18 protein-coding genes and 1 pseudogene are annotated in these 22,672 nt (G+C 67.2%); 13 read left to right on the top strand and 6 right to left on the bottom strand.

Annotated features, from left to right (window positions below; translation table 11 throughout):
- Positions 1-1,956, bottom strand: a complete 1,956-nt coding sequence (locus J8847_RS05685; protein WP_211523780.1) for a sigma-54-dependent Fis family transcriptional regulator — start codon at positions 1,954-1,956, stop codon at positions 1-3.
- Between the two features lie 245 nt (positions 1,957-2,201).
- Here J8847_RS05685 and J8847_RS24490 point away from each other — a divergent pair, with 245 nt between their 5' ends.
- Both J8847_RS24490 and J8847_RS05680 read left to right on the top strand, forming a co-directional pair.
- Entirely contained in the window at positions 2,202-2,393 is a 192-nt protein-coding gene (locus J8847_RS24490) for a hypothetical protein (protein WP_373999836.1), read from the top strand.
- A gap of 36 nt (positions 2,394-2,429) precedes the next feature.
- Positions 2,430-3,401 (top strand): annotated as a pseudogene (locus tag J8847_RS05680) (chloride channel protein); the annotation flags it as partial.
- A gap of 147 nt (positions 3,402-3,548) precedes the next feature.
- On the opposite strand, the gene J8847_RS05675 reads toward J8847_RS05680, so the two are convergent.
- A complete protein-coding gene (locus tag J8847_RS05675; protein WP_211523712.1) occupies positions 3,549-4,301 on the bottom strand; it encodes a transporter substrate-binding domain-containing protein in 753 nt (250 codons plus the stop codon).
- Between the two features lie 292 nt (positions 4,302-4,593).
- Here J8847_RS05675 and J8847_RS05670 point away from each other — a divergent pair, with 292 nt between their 5' ends.
- From J8847_RS05670 to J8847_RS05640, 7 genes are all read left to right on the top strand, one after another.
- The gene (locus J8847_RS05670; RefSeq protein WP_211523711.1) at positions 4,594-6,813 is read left to right on the top strand and encodes an NADP-dependent malic enzyme; all 2,220 of its coding nucleotides are present in this window, start codon (positions 4,594-4,596) and stop codon (positions 6,811-6,813) included.
- Between the two features lie 172 nt (positions 6,814-6,985).
- Positions 6,986-7,975, top strand: a complete 990-nt coding sequence (locus J8847_RS05665; RefSeq protein WP_211523710.1) for a peptide-N-glycosidase F-related protein — start codon at positions 6,986-6,988, stop codon at positions 7,973-7,975.
- Between the two features lie 119 nt (positions 7,976-8,094).
- Entirely contained in the window at positions 8,095-9,183 is a 1,089-nt protein-coding gene (locus J8847_RS05660; RefSeq protein WP_211523709.1) for a tartrate dehydrogenase, read from the top strand.
- Positions 9,184-9,297: 114 nt separating this feature from the next.
- Positions 9,298-10,638, top strand: a complete 1,341-nt coding sequence (locus J8847_RS05655) for a dicarboxylate/amino acid:cation symporter (RefSeq protein WP_211523708.1) — start codon at positions 9,298-9,300, stop codon at positions 10,636-10,638.
- Between the two features lie 17 nt (positions 10,639-10,655).
- Positions 10,656-11,927: a glycerate kinase gene (locus tag J8847_RS05650; protein ID WP_211523707.1), complete on the top strand. Its 1,272-nt coding sequence runs from the start codon at positions 10,656-10,658 to the stop codon at positions 11,925-11,927.
- Complete coding sequence (pyk, locus tag J8847_RS05645) at positions 11,917-13,335, top strand: pyruvate kinase (protein WP_211523706.1); 1,419 nt, start codon at positions 11,917-11,919, stop codon at positions 13,333-13,335. Before J8847_RS05650 ends, pyk begins: the two co-directional genes overlap by 11 nt.
- Positions 13,336-13,376: 41 nt before the next feature.
- Positions 13,377-14,459, top strand: a complete 1,083-nt coding sequence (locus J8847_RS05640) for a porin (protein WP_211523705.1) — start codon at positions 13,377-13,379, stop codon at positions 14,457-14,459.
- On the opposite strand, the gene J8847_RS05635 is transcribed toward J8847_RS05640, so the two are convergent.
- Entirely contained in the window at positions 14,456-15,415 is a 960-nt protein-coding gene (locus J8847_RS05635; protein ID WP_211523704.1) for a LysR substrate-binding domain-containing protein, read from the bottom strand. The two genes, J8847_RS05640 and J8847_RS05635, sit on opposite strands and share 4 nt — an antisense overlap.
- Before the next feature lie 144 nt (positions 15,416-15,559).
- On the opposite strand from J8847_RS05635, the gene J8847_RS05630 reads away from it, so the two are divergent.
- Both J8847_RS05630 and J8847_RS05625 read left to right on the top strand, forming a co-directional pair.
- The gene (locus J8847_RS05630) at positions 15,560-16,540 is read left to right on the top strand and encodes a tripartite tricarboxylate transporter substrate binding protein (protein WP_211523703.1); all 981 of its coding nucleotides are present in this window, start codon (positions 15,560-15,562) and stop codon (positions 16,538-16,540) included.
- 95 nt (positions 16,541-16,635) lie between these two features.
- Positions 16,636-18,078: a sorbosone dehydrogenase family protein gene (locus tag J8847_RS05625; protein WP_211523702.1), complete on the top strand. Its 1,443-nt coding sequence runs from the start codon at positions 16,636-16,638 to the stop codon at positions 18,076-18,078.
- A 52-nt stretch (positions 18,079-18,130) separates the two neighbouring features.
- On the opposite strand, the gene J8847_RS05620 is transcribed toward J8847_RS05625, so the two are convergent.
- Positions 18,131-18,559 carry a hypothetical protein gene (locus J8847_RS05620; protein ID WP_211523701.1) on the bottom strand — a complete coding sequence of 143 codons (429 nt, stop codon included), beginning with the start codon at positions 18,557-18,559 and terminating at the stop codon, positions 18,131-18,133.
- 318 nt (positions 18,560-18,877) lie between these two features.
- Here J8847_RS05620 and J8847_RS05615 point away from each other — a divergent pair, with 318 nt between their 5' ends.
- Both J8847_RS05615 and J8847_RS05610 read left to right on the top strand, forming a co-directional pair.
- Entirely contained in the window at positions 18,878-19,315 is a 438-nt protein-coding gene (locus tag J8847_RS05615) for a universal stress protein (protein ID WP_211523700.1), read from the top strand.
- Positions 19,316-19,318: 3 nt separating this feature from the next.
- On the top strand, positions 19,319-20,431 hold the full coding sequence (locus tag J8847_RS05610) for a 6-phosphofructokinase (RefSeq protein ID WP_211523699.1): 1,113 nt from the start codon (positions 19,319-19,321) through the stop codon (positions 20,429-20,431).
- Here J8847_RS05610 and J8847_RS05605 read toward each other — a convergent pair.
- Entirely contained in the window at positions 20,428-21,048 is a 621-nt protein-coding gene (locus tag J8847_RS05605; protein ID WP_211523698.1) for a TetR/AcrR family transcriptional regulator, read from the bottom strand. The genes J8847_RS05610 and J8847_RS05605 overlap by 4 nt on opposite strands.
- Before the next feature lie 8 nt (positions 21,049-21,056).
- Positions 21,057-22,496, bottom strand: a complete 1,440-nt coding sequence (locus tag J8847_RS05600; protein ID WP_229512532.1) for a PLP-dependent aminotransferase family protein — start codon at positions 22,494-22,496, stop codon at positions 21,057-21,059.
- Positions 22,497-22,672 lie beyond the last annotated feature (176 nt).

Genomic DNA, 22,672 nt, shown 5'->3' with positions numbered 1-22,672 from the left:
CTACTTCAGGTGCGGCAGCTTGCGGTAGATGGTGTTGCGCGAGACGCCCAGCGCGCGCGCCGTGGCCGACACGTTGCCGCCGTGGGCTTCCAGCGACTTGAGGATCACGGTCAGCTCCATTTCGCCGAGCTGGACGCCGTTCGCCACCATCTGCTCGGCGCTGGGCAGCGCTGCAGCCTCCGGTTCCTCCGGCATGCTGTCGATGTCGTCGAGGAAGTCGTCCGGCATGTGTTCGATGCCGATCTCGGGCTCGTCGCCGGCCATGATGATGGCGGTGCGCAGCAGGTTGGTCAGCTGGCGGAAGTTGCCGGGCCACTTGTGGCGCCGGAAGAGGCGCAGCACCTCGTCCGAGACCGCGTACTGGCGGGTTTCGCATTCGGTCGCCAGGATCTTGCGCACCACGGTCTCGAGGTCGGTGCGGTCGCGCAGCGGCGGCAGCTTCACCACCAGGCCGTTGAGGCGGTAGTAGAGGTCTTCGCGGAACAGGCCCTGGGCGATGCGCTCGCGCAGGTTGTGGTTGGTGGCGCAAATCAGTTCCACATTGACCGGGATCGACTTGCTGCTGCCGAGCGGCGTGACCATGCGTTCCTGGAGCACACGCAGCAGGTGGGCCTGCAGGCTGACCGGCATGTCGCCGATCTCGTCGAGGAACAGGGTGCCGCCGTTCGCCTGCAGGATCTTGCCGGTCGCGCCCTTCTTGCGCGCGCCCGTGAAGGCGCCGTCCTCGTAGCCGAACAGCTCGGACTCGATCAGGGTTTCCGGAATCGACGCGCAGTTTACCGCCACGAACGGTCCCATGGCGCGCGGCGAGTCGTTGTGGATGGCCTGGGCCAGCAGTTCCTTGCCGGTGCCGGTCTCGCCCATGATCAGGATCGGGATGTCGCGTCCGAGCACCTTGTTGACCTTGTCGATCACTTTTTCCAGCTGCGGGTCGCCGGTGTTCAGGTAGCGCAGGCCGGACAGGCGGCGCAGCCTGGCCGGGACCGGCGCCGGCACCTGGGACGGGGCATGCTCGTCCGGGCTGGTGAGCGCATGCACGCCGCTGCCCAGGCGCAGCTCGGCGCGTGCGCGCACCCGCACACCGTTGTGCATGCACAGGTCGAGCAGGCCAGGCGCCGCGGTGCGGTAATGGTCGAACAGGGCGGACACGGGCAGGCCGAAGAGCGAGCTGAATGTGTGGGTCTGCAGGGCGGGGAGGGACAGGCCGAGCTGGAACAGGCCGTTGCGGTTGGCCGCCAGGAAGCGCCCGCCCGGGCTGAAGGCCGCCATGCCTTCCATCAGGGTGCCGAGGAACTCCGCGCGGGTATGGAAGCGCAGGATGATCGCATGCTCGAAGTTCGCCGCGAACAGCTGGTTTTCGATCATTAGCGCGGACATGCGCACCAGCGCCATCGTGTGCTTGTGGTAGCTGCGGCGGTCGGAACTCACGTCCAGCACCCCGATGACCGTGCCCTGGTGATCGGTGATGGGCGCGGCCGAGCAGGTCAGGAAGTGGTTGGCCGCCAGGAAGTGCTGGTCGGCGTGCACGAGCGAGGGCGCACGCTCCGCGATGGCGGTGCCGATCGCGTTGGTGCCCATGCGTTCTTCCGACCAGCCCACCCCGGCCGAGAGCGCGACCCGGTTCGCCTTTTCGATGAAGTCGGCGTCGCCCAGGGTGTGCAGGATCACGCCCTGGGCGTCAGTCAGCAGGATCATGTTATGGGTATTCATGATCTGCTGGTAGAGGGTTTCCATGGCAGGCACCGCGTGGGTGTGCAGCTGGGCGTTCTTTTCCAGCAGGAAGGACAGGTCGTTGCGCGCGAGCGGATTGAAATCGGGACGAGCGCCCGGGCAGAGGCCGTAGCCTGCCGAGCGCTGGTGCGAGATTTCGATGACGGCGGTCGCTTCTCCTTCGACGCCGGAGGTGGCCGCGGGCAAGCGGGAAGCCGATGACGCCGGCAGGGGGTCTCGATGCATCATTGCATGTCTCCTTTGGGCCCGGTGGGCGGGCTCTCGTGCTGGAATCGCTGTTCCATAATGTAACACCTGTACCAGGACGGAACATCTCCCCTATGCGGAATTCGTGGGACAAGCCTGATTCAGATGGTTTGGTGGAAAGCTATGCAAATGCGATGCCATGGTGGGGGGGTGCTTGCATCGAGGGAAACTCAATTTCTACAAATGTATATATAATGAGCGGCTTGCGACCTTGACGCTCCACCATGCCTCCCGATCCTTCCCAGCACGACGTCCGCACTGCCTTCCAACGCGAAATCATCTCTCCGCATCTTTGGGCCACCCGCGCCGTGGTCGTCAGCACGGCGGCGCTCGCCGGGCTGGTCGTGGTGGGCTTCACCTGGCTGGCCGAGGCGGCGTTCGCACTGTTCCGGAGCCTGGAAGGGCAGGCTTGGTAGCTGCCGATCGCATGGACGCCCTTGTGCTGCGCGGCGGTGGTCTGGGCGACCCGGCGCTATGCGCGCGGCGCGGCCGGGTCCGGCATTCCGCAAGTGATGGCGGCGCTCGATCCTGCGCTGTCGGGAGGCCGCCGGCCGCTGCTCGTCTCCTTGCGGCTCAGCATGGCGATGATCGGCCTGACCTCGGCAGGCCTGCTGGGCGGCCTGTCGCTCGGCCGCGAGGGGCCGTCGGTGCAGATCGCCGCCGGGGTGATGCTGGGCGCGCGCCGCTGGCTGCCGAAGGGCAGCGGCGTCAGCGCCCATTCGCTGCTCGTGGCCGGGGGCGCGGCGGGGATCGCGGCCGCCTTCAACACGCCGCTGGCAGGGGTGATGTTCGCCATCGAGGAGCTGTCGCGCTCACCCGAACAACGGAACAGCGGCCTGATCGTCGCCGGGATCGTGCTGGCCGGCCTGATCGCCGTGTCGGTCCATGGCAACGGCACCCATTTCGGCGTCATCCATCCGGGGCCGATCGGGCTGGCGCTGCTGTGCCCCGGTCTGCTCGCGGCCCTGGCCAGCGGCTGCGCCGGCGGCCTGTTCGCGCGCCTGCTGCTGACCTGCCTGCGCGGCGAGTCGCCCGATGCGCCCAGCCGCTGGCGCGCGCGCCATCCGGTGTGGTTCGCGGCCGGCTGCGGGCTGCTGGTGGCGCTGATCGGCGCGCTCAGCGGCGGCGCGACCTACGGCAGCGGCAACGAGGCGACCCGCAGCCTGCTCGAGAACGAGGCCAGCCTGCCGGGCGCATTCACCTTCTTCAAGTTCGTCGCGACCTGGCTGACCGCATGGTCCGGGGTGCCGGCGGGGATCTTCGCGCCTTCGCTCTCGATCGGCGCCGCCCTGGGCCACGACATCGCGCTGCTGACGGGCTATACCCACGGCGCCGCCCTGATCGCGCTGGGCATGGTCGGCTTCCTGGCGGCCGCCACCCAGGCGCCGCTGACCGCCTTCATCATCGTCATGGAAATGGTCGACGCCCACAGCATGGTGCTGAGCCTGATGGTCTGCGCGGTCGTGGCCAGCACTGTGTCGCGCGTGCTGAGCCCGCCGCTGTACGGGCGCTGGCCGCGATCCAGCTGCCGCCCCGGCCACTGCGCTGAGGACATCCAGGGCCGCCCGCGATCACTCTTCCTGGAACGCATCAGCAGCGATGGGCGCCACCGAGGCGCCATGGACGCCGTGCCGCGCCAGCGCCTGCGCCACGAATCCGCTCGCTTTCATCGTCTCGACAAAGTGCGCCAGGAAGGCCGCCGCTTCATCCCCGCGGCTTTTCGGCGTACCCATCGCTTGCTGGATCACCATGAAGCGTCCGTCCAGCAGGCGCAGGTCGCCCAGGCGCCGGGCATCCGCTTCGAGCTGCTGTTTGACGCCAGCCGCAACTTCCGCTCCTTCTTGCAGGAAGGTATCGACCACCGCAGGCGAGCTCGGGGCATGCACGATGCGCGCATGCCGCAGGCTGCGCGTCAGGTACAGATCGTAGGCGCTGCCTTTGCCGACGACCACACGGTGAGCGGCATCGTCGACCTGTTCGTTGGCGCGGATCGGCGACTCCTGCTTCACCATGTAGCAGCCTTCGATCAGCGCGTAGGGCGCGGTGAAGGCAACGTGCTCGCCGCGTACGGGATCGACGGCGAAGAAACCGATATCGGCGTTCTCCGCCACCACGACATCCACCGATTTGCCGGCGGTGTCCACGACCACCAGTTCCAGTTCCGTATCGAGCAGCCGGGCGAACTCGGTTGCCAGGTCGACGGATACGCCGCAGGCCCGGCCCGCCGCGTCACGGCAGGCGAGGATGGGGTTGCCCAGGTTGATCGCGGCGCGCAGCTTGCCGCTTGGAGTGAAGGCTGCTTGGATCCAAGGATTCAGGGGCATGGTGTCGGTCGGGTGTTGAAAGTAGTTTCCAGTGTATCAGTATCAACTTTGAGAAAAATGCATCGCTGTTGACAGCAGTGTCCGCTCTTTTGGTAATCTGTCAGGTATAGGGCAAGAGCGATGCCGCCATACCGGTGGGCCGATCAATGAATGCCGGTTATCTCCCCGGCATATCCAAGCTGTTCAGCTGCACCAGTAAACGAGCCTGGAGCGCATCTGCAACACGATGCCATGCACGAGCGATTCGAGGCGAATCGCAACCGAATTCCCCATTCACACATCAGAAAACGCCATGAGCACAGAATCCAGTCTTAACGAAGTCGCAGATACCCAGCTCCGCGCCGACGCCCTCGAATACCACCGCAGCCCCGTGCGCGGGAAGATCGAAGTGGTCGCCACCAAACCCTTGTCGAACCAGCGCGACCTGTCGCTCGCCTATTCGCCGGGCGTGGCCTATGCCTGCGAAGAAATCGCCGCCGACCCGAACACCGCCGCCGACTACACCTCGCGCGGCAACCTGGTGGCCGTGATCAGCAACGGCACTGCCGTGCTGGGCCTGGGCAATATCGGGCCGCTGGCCTCCAAGCCGGTCATGGAAGGCAAGGGCTGCCTGTTCAAGAAGTTCGCCGGGGTCGACGTGTTCGACCTGGAACTCGCCGAGAACGATCCGGACAAGCTGGTCGACGCCATCGCCATGCTGGAGCCGACCGTGGGCGGCATCAACCTGGAAGATATCAAGGCGCCCGAATGCTTCTACATCGAGAAGCAGCTGCGCGAGCGCATGAACATCCCGGTCTTCCACGACGACCAGCACGGCACCGCGATCATCTCCACCGCGGCGCTGCTCAACGCGCTGAAGGTGGTCGGCAAGGACATCGGCCAGATCAAGCTGGCCGCTTCCGGCGCCGGCGCAGCGGCGATCGCCTGCCTGGACATGATGGTCTTGCTGGGCGTGAAGCGCGAAAACATCTACGTCACCGATTCGCGCGGCGTGATCCATATCGGCCGCGAAGCCAACATGGAAGCCAACAAGGCGCGCTATGCGCAGGACACCCGGGCCCGTACCCTGGCCGACATCGTCGATGGCGCCGACGTCTTCCTGGGCTGCTCGACCGCGGGCGTGCTGACCGGCGAGATGGTCAAGACCATGGCCGCGCGGCCGGTGATCCTGGCGCTGGCCAACCCGGAACCGGAGATCCGTCCGGAAGTCGCGAAGGCCGCGCGTCCCGACTGCATCGTCGCCACCGGCCGTTCGGACTACCCGAACCAGGTCAACAACGTGCTGTGCTTCCCCTATATCTTCCGCGGCGCCCTCGATTGCGGTGCGACCCGCATCACCGACGAGATGAAGCTGGCCTGCGTGACCGCCATCGCCGAGATGGCCGAAGCCGAAGCCAGCGACGTGGTGGCCTCGGCCTACGAGGGCCAGGACCTGAGCTTCGGTCCCGATTACATCATCCCCAAGCCTTTCGATCCGCGCCTGCTGGCGGCGATCGCGCCGCGCGTGGCCGAAGCGGCCGCCGCGTCGGGCGTGGCGGCCCGTCCGATCGAGGACATGGCGGCCTACCGCGACAAGCTGGCCCAGATGATCTACCACACCGGCTTCTTCATGAAACCGGTGTTCAACAAGGCCCGCGCCACCTTGCGCAAGATCGCCTACGCGGAAAGCGCCGACGTGCGCGTGCTGCGCGCGGTCCAGACCGTGGTCGACGAAGGCCTCGCCAAGCCGGTGCTGATCGGCCAGGCGGACAAGGTCGAGCGTGCGATCAAGGAAGCCGGCCTGCGCCTCAAGCGCGATGCCGACTACACGCTGGTCGACGCCGAGGGCGACACGACCCTGCAGGGCACGCGCCTGCTGAAGTCGGGCGAGGTCGATGGACTGATCTGCGGCATGCGGGGCAGCTACGACAGCCACCTGGTGCATGTGCAGAACGAGATCGGCACGGCGCCGGGCGTGGGCGTGCTGGCGGCCATGAATGCGCTGGTGCTCGACAAGTACACGCTGTTCATCACCGACACCTATGTCAACGACCAGCCATCAAGCGCCCAACTGGCGGAGATCGCGCGCCTGGCGGCCGCCGAAGTGCGCCAGTTCGGCCTGGAGCCGAAACTGGCCCTGCTGTCGCATTCCTCGCTGGGTTCTTCCGAGCGCCCGTCGGCGCGCCGCATGCGCGAAGCGCGCGCGCTGCTGAAGGAAGCGGCGCCGGAACTGTCGGTGATCGGCGAGATCCATGGCGATGCCGCGCTGTCGGAAGACATCCGCTCGATCTACAAGATCGAGGATGGCTTCGCCGGCAGCGCCAACCTGCTGGTGATGCCCTCGGTCGATGCGGCCAACATCCTGTTCAACGTGCTCAAGGTCACGGCAGGCAAGGGCGTGACGGTGGGCCCGATCCTGCTCGGCGCCGCCAAGCCGGTGCACATCCTGAGCCCGAGCGCGACCGTGCGCCGGATCGTCAACATGACGGCGCTCGCGGCGGCCGACATCGGCAATGGAGAGCAGGCGGCGTAAGCAGTCCGCCTCCTCGCGCAGCAGATTCGGGCCCGTTCAGGGCCCGTTTTTTTACTAAATCTTGCTAAACCTTGCCCGAAAAACGGAATTCTGTAGAACCCGGACGTCCTCCTCTGTATAAGTTCCGCAGCTCATCCTGGAGCACATGACCACTAGAAAAAAGGGAGCGGATATGCTGATTTCACGGCAATGGCGAGGCATCGCGGGCGCATTGATGTTGACGGCGGCGCCGGGCGCCATGGCGCAGACCGCATGGAACGAATTCAACGCTTCCCAGCGCAGCGTCGTTTTCGATACGGGCACGGCGTTCGCGGGCGCGAACAGCTTCAAGCGTGCCGTGATCAACCTGGACCTGGCCTGTCCGAGCGCCGGCAAATGCGGTTCGTGGGACGTGCAGGGCTTCGTGGAGCTGAAGCAGCCCGACGGGAACTGGATCCATGTGGCGCGCTTCATCACTCCCTACGGCGTGCCGGCCACGTACAGCTTCGACGTGACTGACCTGCAGCCGATCTTCGCAGGGCGGAGCAAGGTCCCGATGCGCGTGACGATCGATATCTGGGAAGGCGCGCCCAAGGGCTGGATCGCCAACTGGAGCTATTCCGTGGTCGCCGGGACGCCGGAGCCCAGGCCGGTCGCGGTGCTGCCGCTCTGGAATGACGCCGCCTTCAACGGCGCCTCGCAAGCCGAATACGGCAAGTCGGCGGCCACCGCAGGCAGCCTCCCGGCGGTGCCCGACAAGACCGTGACCTTGCCCGCCAACGCGAGCAAATTCAAGATCCGCACCCTGGTGACCGGCCATGGCCAGGGCGATGCCCACAATGCCGCCGAGTTCTACGACAACAACCACGCCATCATCTGGGCGAAGCATCCCTCGACCCTGAATGCCCGCATCTGGCGCACCGATTGCGCGACCTCGACCGTGAGTCCGCAAAAAGGTACCTATACCTATTCCCGTGCGGGCTGGTGCCCGGGCGGCGCCGTGCAGCCGTGGCTGAGCGCGGACCTGGCGCCCAAGCTGCCAGCGCCCGGCAGCCAGGTGACTTTCCACTACCAGGTCGACTACGGCAAGCCGCCCTACGTGAACCAGCAGCAGACCTATGACAACAACGGCCACACCATGCCGTTCTACAACGTCAGCTCGGTGCTGATCGGCTACCAGTAAGCCTGCCTATGCCTGATATTTAACCTGAAGTTAATAATGCTTTGAATTCTGCGAGCATTTTTTCGTCCCGGGCGGGGTACAGTGCATGCACGACACACCACCAGACGGAGACAGCAGCAATGAAAACCTATCACATCGCAACCATCCCAGGCGACGGCATCGGCAAGGAAGTGGTTCCGGCCGGCCGCCAAGTCCTCGAAGCCCTGGCCTCGGGCAGCAAGGATTTCCAGTTCTCCTTCGAGGACTTCGACTGGGGCGGCGACTACTACCGCCAGCACGGCGTGATGATGCCGGCCGACGGCCTCGAGGCGCTGCGCGGCAAGGATGCGATCCTGTTCGGTTCCGCCGGCGACCCGGACATCGCCGACCACATCACCCTGTGGGGCCTGCGCCTCAAGATCTGCCAGGGCTTCGACCAGTATGCCAACGTGCGCCCGACCCGCATCCTGCCGGGCATCGACGGCCCGCTCAAGCGCTGCGTGCCGGAAGACCTGAACTGGGTGATCGTGCGCGAGAATTCGGAGGGCGAATACTCGGGCGTCGGCGGCCGCGTGCACCAGGGCCACCCGATCGAAGCCGCGACCGACGTCAGCATGATGACCCGCGTCGGCGTCGAGCGTATCCTGCGCTTCGCCTTCAGGCTGGCCCAGTCGCGTCCGCGCAAGCTGCTGACCGTGATCACCAAGAGCAACGCTCAGCGCCACGCGATGGTGATGTGGGACGAGATCGCGCTGCAGGTCTCGAAGGAGTTCCCGGACGTGAAGTGGGACAAGGAACTGGTCGACGCCGCTACCGCGCGCATGGTCAACCGCCCGGCGACCCTGGACACCATCGTTGCCACCAACCTGCACGCCGACATCCTGAGCGACCTGGCGGCCGCCCTGGCCGGCAGCCTGGGCATCGCCCCGACCGGCAACATCGATCCGGAGCGCCGCTATCCGTCGATGTTCGAGCCGATCCACGGCTCCGCTTTCGACATCATGGGCAAGGGCCTGGCGAATCCGATCGGCACCTTCTGGTCGGTGGTCATGCTGCTGGAACACCTGGGCGAGCAGGAAGCGGCCAGGCAGGTCATGCAGGCCATCGAGAGCGTCACCAGCACCCCGTCGCTGCATACTCGCGACCTGGGCGGCAGCGCCACCACCGCCGACGTCACGAAAGCGGTCTGCGACTTCCTCGGCGCCCGCCGCGAACGCGCCGCCGCCTGAGGCACACCGCGTTATTGCATCGCCGCCGCGCCCGCGGCGGCTGCCAGCCCCTGATCCGCCAATCCCGCCGCAGAGCGGGAAGGGGAGCGCATGCACGACATTCAAGGAGACATCATGTCACTCGGTATTTTTCGCAAATTGTACGTGCAGGTGCTGGTCGGCGTGTTCGCCGGCGGCCTGCTCGGCTTCCTGTATCCCCAGCTCGGCGCGGACCTCAAGCCGCTCGGCGATGTCTTCATCCGCCTGATCAAGATGGTGTTCGCACCGGTCATTTTCGCCATGGTGGTGCTCGGCATCGCCAAGATGGAAAGCATGAAGGAACTGGGGCGCGTCGGTGTACGCGCCCTGATTTATTTCGAGATCCTGTCGACCTTTGCCCTGCTGCTCGGCCTGATCGTGGTGAATGTGTTCCAGCCCGGCGCCGGCATGAACGTCGACCCGAAGGCGCTCGATACCGGCTCGATCGCCAACTACACGGCGGCGGCGGCCAAGTCCGACGGCTTCATCGAGTTCATGCTCAACATGGTGCCCACCAGCGTGGTCGACGCCCTGGCCAAGAACAACATCCTGCAGATCCTGGTGTTCGCCACCATGTTCGGCGTCGCGCTGTCGCACATGGGCCGCCGCGCCAAGCCGGTGGTCGATATGCTGGAAGCCTTCAGCAACGCCATGTTCGTGGTGGTCGGCATGGTGATGCGGATCGCTCCGATCGCCGCCTTCGGCGCGATCGCCTTCACGGTCGGCAAATACGGCCTGGAGTCGCTGCTCTCGCTCGGCCAGCTGATGGCCTGCATGTACCTGACCTGCGCCGCCTTCGTATTCGTGGTGCTGGGCGCGATCGCCCGCATTTCCGGCTTCAGCCTGTGGAAGTTCCTCCGCTATATCAAGGACGAGATCTTTACCGTGCTGGGCACCAGCTCCTCGGAATCGGTGGTGCCGCAGCTGATGCACAAGCTGGAGCACCTCGGCGTGTCCAAGCCGGTGGTCGGCCTGGTGGTGCCGTCCGGCGTGACCTTCAACCCCGACGGCCAGTGCATCTACTACACGATGGCGGCGATCTTCATCGCCCAGGCCACCAATACGCCGCTGTCGCTGATGGACCAGTTCGTGATCCTGGGCGTGCTGATGGTGACCTCCAAGGGCTCCGCCGGCGTTACGGGTTCCGGTTTCATCACCCTGGCCGCGACCCTGGCTTCGATGGGCAACATCCCCGTGGCCGGCATGGTGCTGCTGCTGGGCGTGGACCGCTTCATGTCGGAAGCCCGCGCCATCACCAACACCATCGGCAACGCCGTCGGCACCATGGCCATCGCCCGCTGGGTGGGAGCCGTGGACCGTCCGCGCATGCAGCGCATCCTCGATGGCCATGAGGTCGCGCCCCTGGCCAAGCCGGCCGACGATGGCGCGGAACTGAGCGTGGTCGGGCTGCCGGCCAGCCACAAGGCCACCGCGTGAGCCGGGAGGAGAACGCGATGGAACGCGCATTCCTGGAGCGGCTGTTCCGGGCCGCGATCGCGGCGGCCCAGCCGGCCCTGTGCATTCCGCCCCACCTGCCGGAGCCGCCGCCGGGACGCCTGGTCGTGATCGGCGCCGGCAAGGCCTCGGCCGAGATGGCGCGCGCGGTGGAACGCAACTGGCGGGGCAAGCTCGAAGGCCTGGTGGTCACGCGCTATGGCTATGCCGTGCCCTGCGAGCAGATCGAGATCGTCGAGGCCGCGCATCCGGTGCCCGACCAGGCCGGGCTGGACGCGGCTACCCGCATGCTCGAGCTGGTGCGGGGTCTCAGCGCAGCGGACACCGTGCTGTGCCTGATCTCGGGCGGCGGCTCGTCGCTGCTGCCCCTGCCGCTGCCCGGCATCACGCTCGAGGACAAGCAGGCGGTCAACCGCGCGCTGCTGGCCTCGGGCGCCAGCATCGGCGAAATGAACTGCGTGCGCCGCCACCTGTCCGCCATCAAGGGCGGACGCCTGGCGGCGGCCTGCCACCCGGCGCGCGTGGTGACCCTCCTGATCTCCGACGTGCCCGGTGACGATCCGCGCGATATCGCGTCCGGCCCCACGGTGGCCGACGCCAGCACCTGCGCCGACGCACTTGCCATCCTCGACCGCTACGGCATCGGATTGCCGCCGCGGGTGCGCCAGGTGCTGGAGAGCGGCGCGGGCGAATCGGTCAAGCCGGGCGATCCGCGCCTGGCCGGCCACGTGGTGCGCATGGTCGCCACGCCCCAGATGGCGCTCGAAGCGGCGGCGAAAGTGGCGGAAGAGGAGGGCGTCGCCGCCTGCATCCTCGGCGACAGCATCGAAGGGGAGGCGCGCGAAGTCGGCAAGGTCATCGCCGGCATCACATTCCAGGCTGCGCGCCGCGGCCAGCCCTGTGCGGGACCCTGCGTGCTGCTGTCGGGCGGCGAAACCACGGTCACCCTGAAAGGCGACGGCAGGGGCGGGCGCAATGTGGAATTCCTGCTGTCCGCCGCCATCGCCCTGCGTGGCGAGCCGGGCGTGCACGGCCTGGCAGGCGATACCGACGGCGTCGACGGCCGCGAAGAGATCGCCGGCGCCTATTTTTCGCCCGACACGATCGCGCGCGCCTTCCAGCAGGGCATGCGCCCGCTCGACAGCCTGGACCGGAACGATGGCCACGGATTCTTCCAGGCGCTGGGCGATTCGGTGGTCACCGGGCCCACCCTCACCAACGTCAACGACTTCCGGGCCATCCTCATCTCTCGAGTGCACCATGAACCGTAACCGCAAAGCAAAAATCGTCGCCACCGTCGGCCCCGCCAGCTCGGATTCCTCCACCCTGGAGGCCATGTTCCTGGCCGGCGCCGATGTCTTCCGCCTGAACTTCAGCCATGGCAGCCACGAGGACCACCGCCAGCGCCTGTCCACGCTGCGCGCCATGGAACAGCGCCTGGGACGCCCCATCGGCGTGCTGCTCGACTTACAGGGCCCCAAGCTGCGCATCGGCGCCTTCGCCCAAGGGTCGGTGAAGCTGGAGAAGGGCGCCGCCTTCCGCCTCGACCTGCACGGCGCCAGGCCGGGCGACGTGGAGCGGGTGGCGCTGCCGCATCCCGAAATCTTCGCCGCGCTGGAGCCGGGCGCGCGCCTGCTGCTCGACGACGGCCGCATCGAACTGCAGGTCGAGCGCTTCGGGGCCGACCATGCCGACACCATCGTGGTCAACGGCGGCGTGCTGTCCGACCGCAAGGGCGTGAACGTGCCGGGCGTGGTCCTGCCCATGTCGGCCATGACCGACAAGGACCGCAGGGACCTCGACTTCGGGCTGGGCCTGGGCGTCGACTATGTGGCGCTGTCCTTCGTGCAGCGCGCCGAGGACATCCACGAGATCAGGGAGATCGTCCAGGGCCGCGCAGCGATCATCGCCAAGCTGGAGAAGCCGTCCGCCGTCGCCCGGCTGGACGCGATCGTGGAGGCCGCCGACGGAGTCATGGTGGCCAGGGGCGACCTGGGCGTCGAAATGCCGGCGGAGCAAGTGCCGGCGATCCAGAAGCGCATCGTGCGCGCCTGCCGCCGCCTCGGCAAGCCGGTGATCGTCGCGACCCAGATGCTGGAATCGATGGTGGCGGCGCCGGTACCGACCCGCGCCGAGGCATCCGACGTCGCCACGGCCATCTACGACGGCGCCGACGCCGTGATGCTGTCGGCCGAGTCGGCATCGGGCAAGTTCCCGGTCGAGGCGGTGAGCATGATGAACAAGATCATCGAGCAGACGGAATCGGACGCCTACTACCTGGAATCCATGCAGGCCAGCCAAAGCCCGGCGCGGGCCGAGATCGCGGACGCGATCGGCCTGGCCTTGCGCAACGTCGCCGACCTGCTGGACGTGGCCGCGACCGTGGCCTATACCAGCTCCGGCCACTCGGCGCTACGGATCGCGCGCGAGCGGCCGAAGGCGCCGATCATCGGGATGACGCCCCGCCTGTCCACCGCGCGCAGCCTGGCCCTGGTGTGGGGCGTGCATGCGGTCCTGGTCCACGACGTGGCCTCGGTTTCCGAGATGACCGACTTCGCCTGCAGCACGGCCGGCAGGGAAGGGCTGGCCGCTCCGGGCCAGACCATCGTCATCGCCGCCGGCATGCCTTTCGGGACGGCGGGCACGACCAACCTGCTGCGCATCGCACAAGTTTCGTAGTACCAAAGAAGGGCTTCGCGCCCATATAACAAGGAGACAAGATGAAGAAGAGCCTCATTGGCGCCGCCATCCTGGCGCTCGGCGCCGACCCAGCCCAGGCCCAGACCAACGTGACGATCTACGGCATCGCCGATGCGGGTTTCGTGCACGAAAGCGGCGGCGCGGCGGGCGACGTCAACAAGATCACCAGCGGCGTCGGCTCGCATTCGCGCATCGGCTTTCGCGGCAGCGAAGACCTGGGCGGCGGCGCCTCGGTGTTCTTCAACCTGGAAAACGGCTTCCGCATGGACACGGGCGAAGTGGATTCCGCCGGCGCCATCTTCAACCGCCAGGCCTTCGTGGGCCTCAAGAGCAGGATGGGATCGCTGACCCTGGGCCGCCAGTACACCCCCTGGCACCAGGCCCTGGCCCAGGTGGGCGATCCATTCAGCACCGGCTACGCCGGCGGCTCGAAGAACGTGTTCCCGGACTTCGGCCTGAACGTCCGCACCAGCAACACGGTGATGTACACCACGCCCACCGTGAACGGCGTCACCGCCGACATCGCCTACGCGGCCGGCGAGCAGCTCGGCAGCACCAGGTCGGGACGCAACCTCGGCGCCTCGGTCGGCTATTCCAGGGGGCCGCTGAATGTGCGCCTGGCCTACAACCACAAGAATTCGGATGTCGCCGCGGCGCCCGGCGTAAGCCCGGTCACGCGCGGCAACGCCAGCAACAAGCTGCTGGTCGCGAACTACGACTTCAAGCTGCTGAAAGCTTACTTCGCGTTCAGCGTCGACAAGGGTTTCAACGCCGCGCCGCTCGGGAACAACAACAATCCCTACGGCGGCGTGCGTCCGACGGCGTCCACCGACGGCAACGAGATCCTGCTGGGGGCGATCATCCCGGCCGGTCCGGGCAACGTGGTCGCGACGATCATGCGCAAGGACGACAAGACCAGCTTGAACCAGGATGCGCGTTCCTGGGGCCTGGGCTACCTGTACTCGCTGTCGAAGCGCAGCAGCCTGTATGCGGTGTACGGCGGGGTCGACAACCGTAACGGCGCCGGCTACACGGTGGCGAACAACACCGAGGCGGGCAGCGGCGACAAGGCCTTCAACCTCGGCGTGCGCCACAGCTTCTAAGGGCGCTCGTTCGCGCCGCTCGCATCCCAGCGCGCCACTTCCTGGCCCGCCGGGGTCGCCGACGAAAAGGCTTCGGCCGCGAAGTCGACGAAGGTGCGCACCCGCGCCGCCGTCTGCAGCTGGTGCGGGTAGACCGCATAGATGTCGGCCGGCGGCGTTTCCCAGTTCGCCAGGACCTGGCGCAGGCGTCCGCTTTCCAGGTACCTGGCGATATCCCATTCCGCCCGCATGATCAGGCCGTGCCCCTCGAGCGCCCAGTTGACGGCGATGCCGCCGTCGTTGGTGCTGAGCGGGCCGCGCACCTTCACCGTTTCCGTTCGCTGCCCGGAGCTCAGGTGCCAGATGCCATAGGCTTCCGCGCCCTGGCGGATGCCGATGCAGCTGTGCTGGGCCAGGTCGTTCGGGACGCGCGGAGTGCCATGCCGTTCCAGGTAGGCGGGCGAGGCGCAGATCAGGCGCCGGTTCGAGCCCAGGCGGCGCGCGATCACCCGCGTATCGGGCGGTTCACCGAAGCGGATCCACACGTCGCAGGCGTCTTCGATCAGCGAAGGCGGGTTGACCGTCAGCTGGAGCTGGATCTCCACCTCGGGATAGCGCTTGTGATAGGCCGAAATCAGCGGCGCGATATGGCTGCGGCCGAAGCCCAGCGTGGCGTTCACCCGCAGCAGCCCCTTGGGCGCCGTGCGCGCGCTGGTGATCATCTGCTCCATGTCTTCGATGTCGGCCAGGATGCGGCGCGAATTCTCGAGGTACATCTCGCCTTCGGTCGTCAGGCCGATGCGGCGCGTGGTCCGGTGCAGCAGCGGAACCCCGAGGCGCGCCTCCATCTGCGACAGCCGCTTGCTGACGCCGGCGGTGGTGACGTTCAGCTCGCGCGCGGCCGCCGAGAGGCTGCCGGCACGCACCAGCAGGCTGAAAAACGCCATCTCGGACTGGGCATTGATGGGTGTGGACATTGTTGACTCAAATTTAATAGTACTTCAACTCTAGCGGCGTTTTTAAACTCACGCAAGCCGTATATTGCTCTTGCCCCCGGTGACAAGACAACAAGAATCCAGATCAGCTCCAGGGCGACTTCGACAAACAATCAGGAGACAAGCATGCAGAACCAGCACTATCCCCGCGTTGCGAAAGCCCTCGCCCTTGCCGTCTTGCTGGGGAGCGGCGGCCCGGCCATGGCCCAGGCCTGGCCTGCCAAGACCATCAGCATCGTCGTGCCGTTCGCGACCGGCGGCACCACCGACGTGATCGCGCGCGCCCTGGGCCAGGAATTGTCCAAGAGCCTGGGCAAGCCGGTGATCGTGGAAAACAAGCCGGGCGCCGGCGCCACCATCGGGGCCGATTATGTCGCCAAGGCCGGGGCGGATGGCCACACCCTGCTGGTGGGCGCCGTCCACCACACGATCGCCACCAGCGTCTACAAGAAGCTGCCCTACGACTTCCAGCGCGACCTGGCGCCGGTCACCACCGTGGCCATGGTGCCCAATGTGCTGGTGGTGAACCCGAACCTCGGGGCGAAGAACGTCCAGGAACTGATCGCGCTGGCGAAAAAGTCGCCCGGCAAGCTGACCTTCGGCTCGAACGGCAACGGCACCGGCCAGCACCTGATCGGCGCCCAGTTCAACCTTGCCAGCGGCGTCGACATCCTGCACGTGCCCTACAAGGGCAGCGGTCCGCTGACCATCGACCTGCTGGGCGGCCAGGTCGACATGTCCTTCGACACGGTCACTCCGGTGCTGTCGCATATCCGCGCCGGCAAGCTGCGCGCACTGGCAGTGACCACCATCCAGCGCTCGGCCGCCTTGCCCAACGTCCCGACCCTGGACGAGGCCGGCCTGAAAGGCTTCGACCAGGGCACCTGGTTCGGCATCCTGGCGCCCGCCGCGACGCCGAAGGACGTCGTGGCCCGCCTGAATACCGAGATCGTCAGGATCGTCAACTCGCCCGACTTCCGCAAGCGGATGGACGAGATCGGCGCCGTTCCGGTCGGTAACAGCGCCGCGCAGATGGCCAGCCAGATCAAGACCGACACCGAGCGCTTCGCCAGGCTGGCGAAGGACGCCAAGATCACCGCCCAGTAAGCCGGCGCCTGGCGCATGACGTGAACCTTTCCGGACCGGCGGGGCATTAACCGTCGGTCTAGTCAACGGCCGTCCGGCCAAGGAAAGGGCATGTCATGAAGCCAAGCACGATGTTCCGCATATTGATGCCGGCGCTGGCCGGCATGGTCGCCACCGCCGCCGGCGCCCAGGCGCCGGCCCCACTGGCCGATCCGATACCAGGCCAGTTGGCGCAGAGCCACGCCATGGTCGCCCTGGAAACGGTCGTCTCCGGCCTGGTCTCCCCGGTGGCCGCCGCCGTCGCGCCAGGCGACCGCCGCCACCTGTACGTGGCCGACCAGATCGGCCTCGTGTGGCGCGTCCACATCGCCAACCGGGCCGAGGATGGCGACGACGGCGACGACGACGACGACGACGCCGGCTCGCGCCAGCCCGAACAGTTTCTCGACGTACGCAGCCTGCTGGTGAGCCCGCTGGGACTGGGACCGGGCAAATACGACGAACGCGGACTGCTCGGCATCGCCTTCCATCCGCAATTCCGCTTCAACGGCCTGTTCTATACCTTCACCTCCCAGCCGGTGAAGGGCGCGGCCGACTTCAGCACCATGCCGGCGGGCGCGGCGCCGAATTGCCAGAGCGTGGTGACCGAATGGCGGGTCCAGCGTCCCGGCCGGCGCAACAGCCCGGTCGACCTGGGCAGCGCGCGTGAACTGATGCGTATCGACAAGCCCCAGTTCAACCACAACGGCGGTGCGATCGCCTTCGGTCCCGACCAGATGCTGTACATCTCCCTCGGCGATGGCGGCGCGGCCGACGACGAGGGCGTGGGCCACGTCGCCGGCGGCAATGCGCAGAGCCTGGCGCCGGGCAATGTGCTCGGCAAGATCCTGCGCATCGACCCGCTGGGACGCAATGCGGCCAACGGCAGGTACGGCATCCCGGCCGACAACCCCTTCGTCAACCGCGACGGCGCAGACGAGATCTTCGCCTATGGTTTCCGCAATCCGTTCCGGATGTCCTTCGACCCGATGGGACGCCTGATCGTGGGCGACGTCGGCCAGAACCAGGTCGAGGAAGTCGATGTCGTGACGGCCGGCGGCAACTATGGCTGGCGGATCAAGGAAGGGACCTTCCTGTTCGACACCGGCGGCCCGGATGCGCCGGGCTTCGTCCATGCCGATAGTCCCGGCCTGCCGGCTGGCCTGGTCGATCCGATCGCCCAGTACGACCATGCCGACGGCGCCGGCGCGCCGCCGAGCCGCGTCGCCGTCATCGGCGGCTACGTCTATCGCGGCAACCGGCTGCAGCAGCTGAAAGGGCAGTATGTATTCGGCGATTATTCAGGCAGGGGCGGGCCGACGCCGCAAGGGCATCTCTTTGTACTCGGCAGGAATAACCGGGTCGAGAACCTGACTCCGGTCAACCGGAATCCCTTCGACCTGGCGGTGCTCGGTTTCGCCCAGGACCAGCGCGGCGAACTCTACCTGCTGGCCAACGGCAGCGGGACACTGCTCGGCACGACAGGGGTGGTCATGAAGTTCGTACGGGCGCGGCGCTGAGGCGCGCTGGCCCGGCTACGGACCGGCGGCGTAAGGGCGCCGGTCCGGTTGCTCACCGTTGCGCCATGGTCGCCTTGATGACGATGACCTGGGCCAGGCGCGGATCGCTCGATTCGGGCACATAGCTCATGAGCATGTCGTCGCCGTGGGCGCCGCGGTTGAACTCCATGGTCACATTGCCGTCGGGGGAGACGAAGCGGTCGGCCGATTGGGCCACCAGCTGGATCGGGCGGCGCCTGTCGATGCGCGCTTCGATGCCGTTCCCGGTCGGTTCGATCTGCATGCGCCAGCCATTCGACATGGCATAGCGGCCGGCCACCCGGTCCTGCTCGTCGGACTGGATCCGGTAGGTGGGCGCCGTCGCCGTCACTTGCACGGTCGAGCTTGGCGATATGGCGGGATACGGTAGTTTTCCTGACTGGGCTCCTGCATCGGCCATCAGCAGCAGGCAGACAGGGACTGCGAGGTAACGGGTACGCATGATGTGCTCCTTCAAGACTTGAATTGGCCTTCATGGCGCAGGACGCCTTCGGGCATGCTTCGCACCCTGGTCTTCGCCAGTAGCGCTACTCCCAGTCTAAGGCGGTGGCCGCCAGGCACAAGCGTTATCCGTTGGGTATCACGAAACGATCTTGAGCGCCCAGCGCTCAGATCAAAGGGATATGACACAGGAAACGTGCAGGTCCCCGGAATGTCGGATCACGATCAACGGATGAACTCTATACGGATGGGCCTTGCCTATTCGGCGCGACCGCATATGCTGGAGAAAAGGGCGTCACTGCCCGCAAGGGAGAATGATATGTACAAGCGCATACTTCTGCCGACCGACGGTTCCGAGGCGTCCGGGCGCGCCGTCCAGGCCGGCATCGATTTCGCCAGGAGCGTCGGGGCCGAGGTGGTCGCCATGACGGCCACGCCGGCTTTCCATACCTTCAGCGTCAGCGCCGAGATGCTGGAACAGACTCCTGATACTTATGAAGCGGCCAGCGCCGCGCGGGCGCAGCGCCTGCTTGACGAGGCCGCCGCCGCGGCACGCGATGCCGGCGTGCCCGCCACCAGCCTGCGGGTGGTGACGGACAGTCCGTACGAAGCCATCATCGCCACCGCGCGCGAGCGCGGCTGCGACCTGATCGTGATGGCGTCCCACGGCTACCATGGCATCAAGGGCCTGCTGCTGGGCAGCGAGACGCATAAAGTGCTGGTCCACAGTGCGATTCCGGTCCTGGTGCACCGCTAGGCCATGGGGTCGCTCATCCGGCGCCTGGCCATTGTCACCGGCGGCGGCGACGCCCCCGGCCTGAATGCCGTGATCCGCGCGGCCGTGCTGGCGGCCGACCGCCTGGGCTGGGCGTGCTACGGCATCCGCGACGGCTTCAACGGCCTGCTGGCGCCCGAACTCTGCCTCGGCGAGCCGGTGCCGCAGTTGTTGGCCGACCATGTGCACGGCATCGGCCATCTCGGCGGCACCATCCTCGGCAGCACCAACCGGGGCAATCCGTTGCGCTATCCGGTCAGGCGCAGCGACGGCAGCCTGGTTGAGGAAGACCGCAGCGACGAACTGGCGGCCTTGCTGCGCCGGCGCGGCCTCGACGCGCTCATCGTCGTGGGCGGGGACGGTTCGATGGAAATCGCCGCCGCCCTGGAGCGCAAGGGCGTGCGGGTGGTGGGCGTGCCCAAGACCATCGACAATGACCTCGACCGCACCATCCAGACCTTCGGCTTCGACACCGCGGCCGGCTTCGCCACCGAATGCATCGACCGCCTGCATACGACCGCGGACAGCCAGCACCGCGTGATGGTGGTCGAGGTGATGGGGCGCTACGCCGGCTGGATCGCGCTGCACGCGGGGATGGCGGCCGGCGCGCATGCGATCCTGCTGCCTGAACTCGACTTCGATATCGACGCCGTCGTGGATGCGGTGCGGCGGCGCGATGCGCGCGGGCGGCATCACGCCATCGTGGTGGCGGCCGAAGGCGCCCAGCCGCTGGGCGGCCAGCGCCTGGTGCAGGCGGCGGCCGAAGCGGGGCACGCGGAGCGCCTGGGCGGCGTCGGCGCCTGTGTCGAGGCGCGCCTGGCCGAGCGCACCGGCAAGGAGTGCCGCAGCGTGGTGCTGGGCCACCTGCTGCGCGGCGGCAGCCCGTCCGCCGTCGATCGCGTGATCGCCGCGCGCTTCGGCGCGGCGGCGGTGAGGGCGCTGGCGGCCGGGCAATCGGGCGTGATGGTGACCCTGGGCGAGCACGGGATCGGCACCGCGCCGCTGGCCGAGGTGGCCGGCCGCACCAAGCGCGTGCCGCTCGACGGCGACACGGTGCGCACGGCGCGCGATCTCGGCATCTGCCTCGGCGACCGCTAGCGCGTGCTTGTTACGGCCCGCACCGCCAGGTCGCCGATGGTGCGCTCGGCGTCCTCGAAATCGGCCGCCGCCAGTTCGTCCCGGTCCAGCACCAGCGCCATCTGGGCGGCGAAGTCGGCATAGGACTGGGTCATCGCCCACAGCGCGAACAGCAGGTGGGTCGCGTTCACCGGCGCGATGCGGCCCTCGCGGATCCAGCGCTCGAACACCTCGATATCCCGGCGCAGCAGCGGCACCACGCGTTCGCGGATCTGCTCGCCGTAGAACTTGGCGCCGCCGATGACTTCCATCGCATACACGCGCGAGGCCCAGGGCTGCTCGCGCGAGAAGCGCAGCTTGGCCGCGACATAGGCGCGCAGCACATCCGCGGGCGCGCCTTCGGCCTCGGCCAGGTGCTGCATGCGCTCCAGCCAGTCGTCGAGCACGTCGTCGAGCACGCGCCGGTACAGGTCCTGCTTGGCGGGGAAGTAGTAGAGCAGGTTCTGCTTCGAGATGCCGGCATGCTCGGCCACGGCGGCGATGCTCGTGCCTTCGAAGCCGCGTTCGGCGAACAACCGGGTGGCGGCGGCGAGGATCGTGGTCTCGAGCTTGTCGCGGCGTTTGACGTTGATATCCATGTCGATCCTCAGCGCTGGGTGCGCAGGAAGGCCAGCAGCCGTTCGTCGTCCGCATAGGCCGCGTTGAAGCGGAACCAGATGCCCTGGGGCTGGCGCTGGGTGAAGAACTCGCCCGGCGCGAGCAGGATGCCGGCCTTGAGGGCGGCGTCGGCGATGCCGCGCCCGTTGCGCGTGGCAATGGGCGCATCGAGCCATCCGGCGCTGACGAACATTCCGCCGCGCGGCTGGGCCAGGGGCGCCATGCCGACGCCGCGCAAGGATTCAAGGGTGCGTTCCCGCGCATCGGCCAGCTGGCGCGCGAGGCGTTCGACCATGCGCCGGTAGCCGCGCGTGCCGATGGCGTCGAGCACGGCGCGCTCGTTGATCTCGGAAGTCGTCAGCCCGGCCACCATTTTCACGCGCAGCAGTTCCGGCAGCAGCGAGGCCGATGCGCACAGCGAGCCGACCCGCAATACCGGCGACAGGGTCTTGGAAAAGCTGCCGACCCGGATCACGCGGCGCAGGCCGTCCATCGCCGCCAGCGACGCTTCTCCGGGCAGGGCGAGCTCGCGGTAGATGTCGTCTTCCACCAGCCAGAAGTCGAACTGCTCGGCCAGGCCCAGCAGATGGTGGGCCTGGCGCTGGGTGAGCGAGGTGCCGAGGGGGTTCTGCAGCACGGTGTTGACGAACATGAGCTTGGGGTGGTGCTCGCCCGCCTGGCGCGCGAGCTCGTCGAGGTCGAGTCCCTGGGCGCCGCGATGGACGCCGACCGGGACGCAGCCGTGATGGCGGATCAGGGCCAGCAGGTTGCTGTAGCCGGGGTCTTCCACGAAGACCACGTCGCCGGGGCGCGTCAGCGTGCGCAGCACCAGGTCGAACGCGTGGGTGGCGCCATGGGTGAGCAGGATCTGGTCGGCGTCGACCGGGAACAGCTCGCTGCTCAGGCTGGCGGCGAGCTGCTGGCGCAGGGCCGGGAAGCCGAGCGGGTGGCCATAGCCGCGCAGGCGGCCGGCCGGGATCTTCATCGCGTGGCGCACGGCGTCGAGGATGGTGTTTTCGCCGTACCACTCGGGCGGCAGCCAGCCGGCGCCGACCGGCAGGGCTTCCGCCTGGCCGGAATACAGGTCGGGGGCGAGGGCGTCGATCTCGGACACCAGGCCGGGCTGCGACGGCACCGGCGCAGGCTGGGGTTGTGGGCGCGCGACGAAGAAGCCCAAGCCGCGGCGCGAGGACAACAGGCCGAGCTGGTGCAGGCGCTCGTAGGCTTCGACCACGGTGAAGGTGCTGACCGCGTTGTACTTTGCGAATTGTCTAACCGAGGGCATTTTGGTCCCGGCGCCCAGTTGGCCTTCGCTTACCATCGCCGAGATGGCCGCCACGATCTGGTCGACCAGGCCGCCGCGCTTGCCTCGGTCAATGTCGAGCTGCGGCCAGGCCGCGCCTTTGTGCTTGCATGAGACATCTTCCATCAACACCGCTTCTTCCATCATCGCGCTCCGCTCGACGGGTTAAGAACTGTACAGGCCGCGTGACCAGTACGGTTGGTCGCTTTTGCCGGTGGTGTATCTGTTGCCAATGTTGCCTTGCTATCTATTATTGACCAGTATTTTGCCAATTGGTAAAAATTTTGCCGCGACGGCGAAGG

This window comes from Massilia sp. AB1, assembly GCF_018119385.1.
GTDB lineage: Bacteria > Pseudomonadota > Gammaproteobacteria > Burkholderiales > Burkholderiaceae_D > Telluria.
This window is presented reverse-complemented; position numbering and strand designations above follow the sequence as displayed.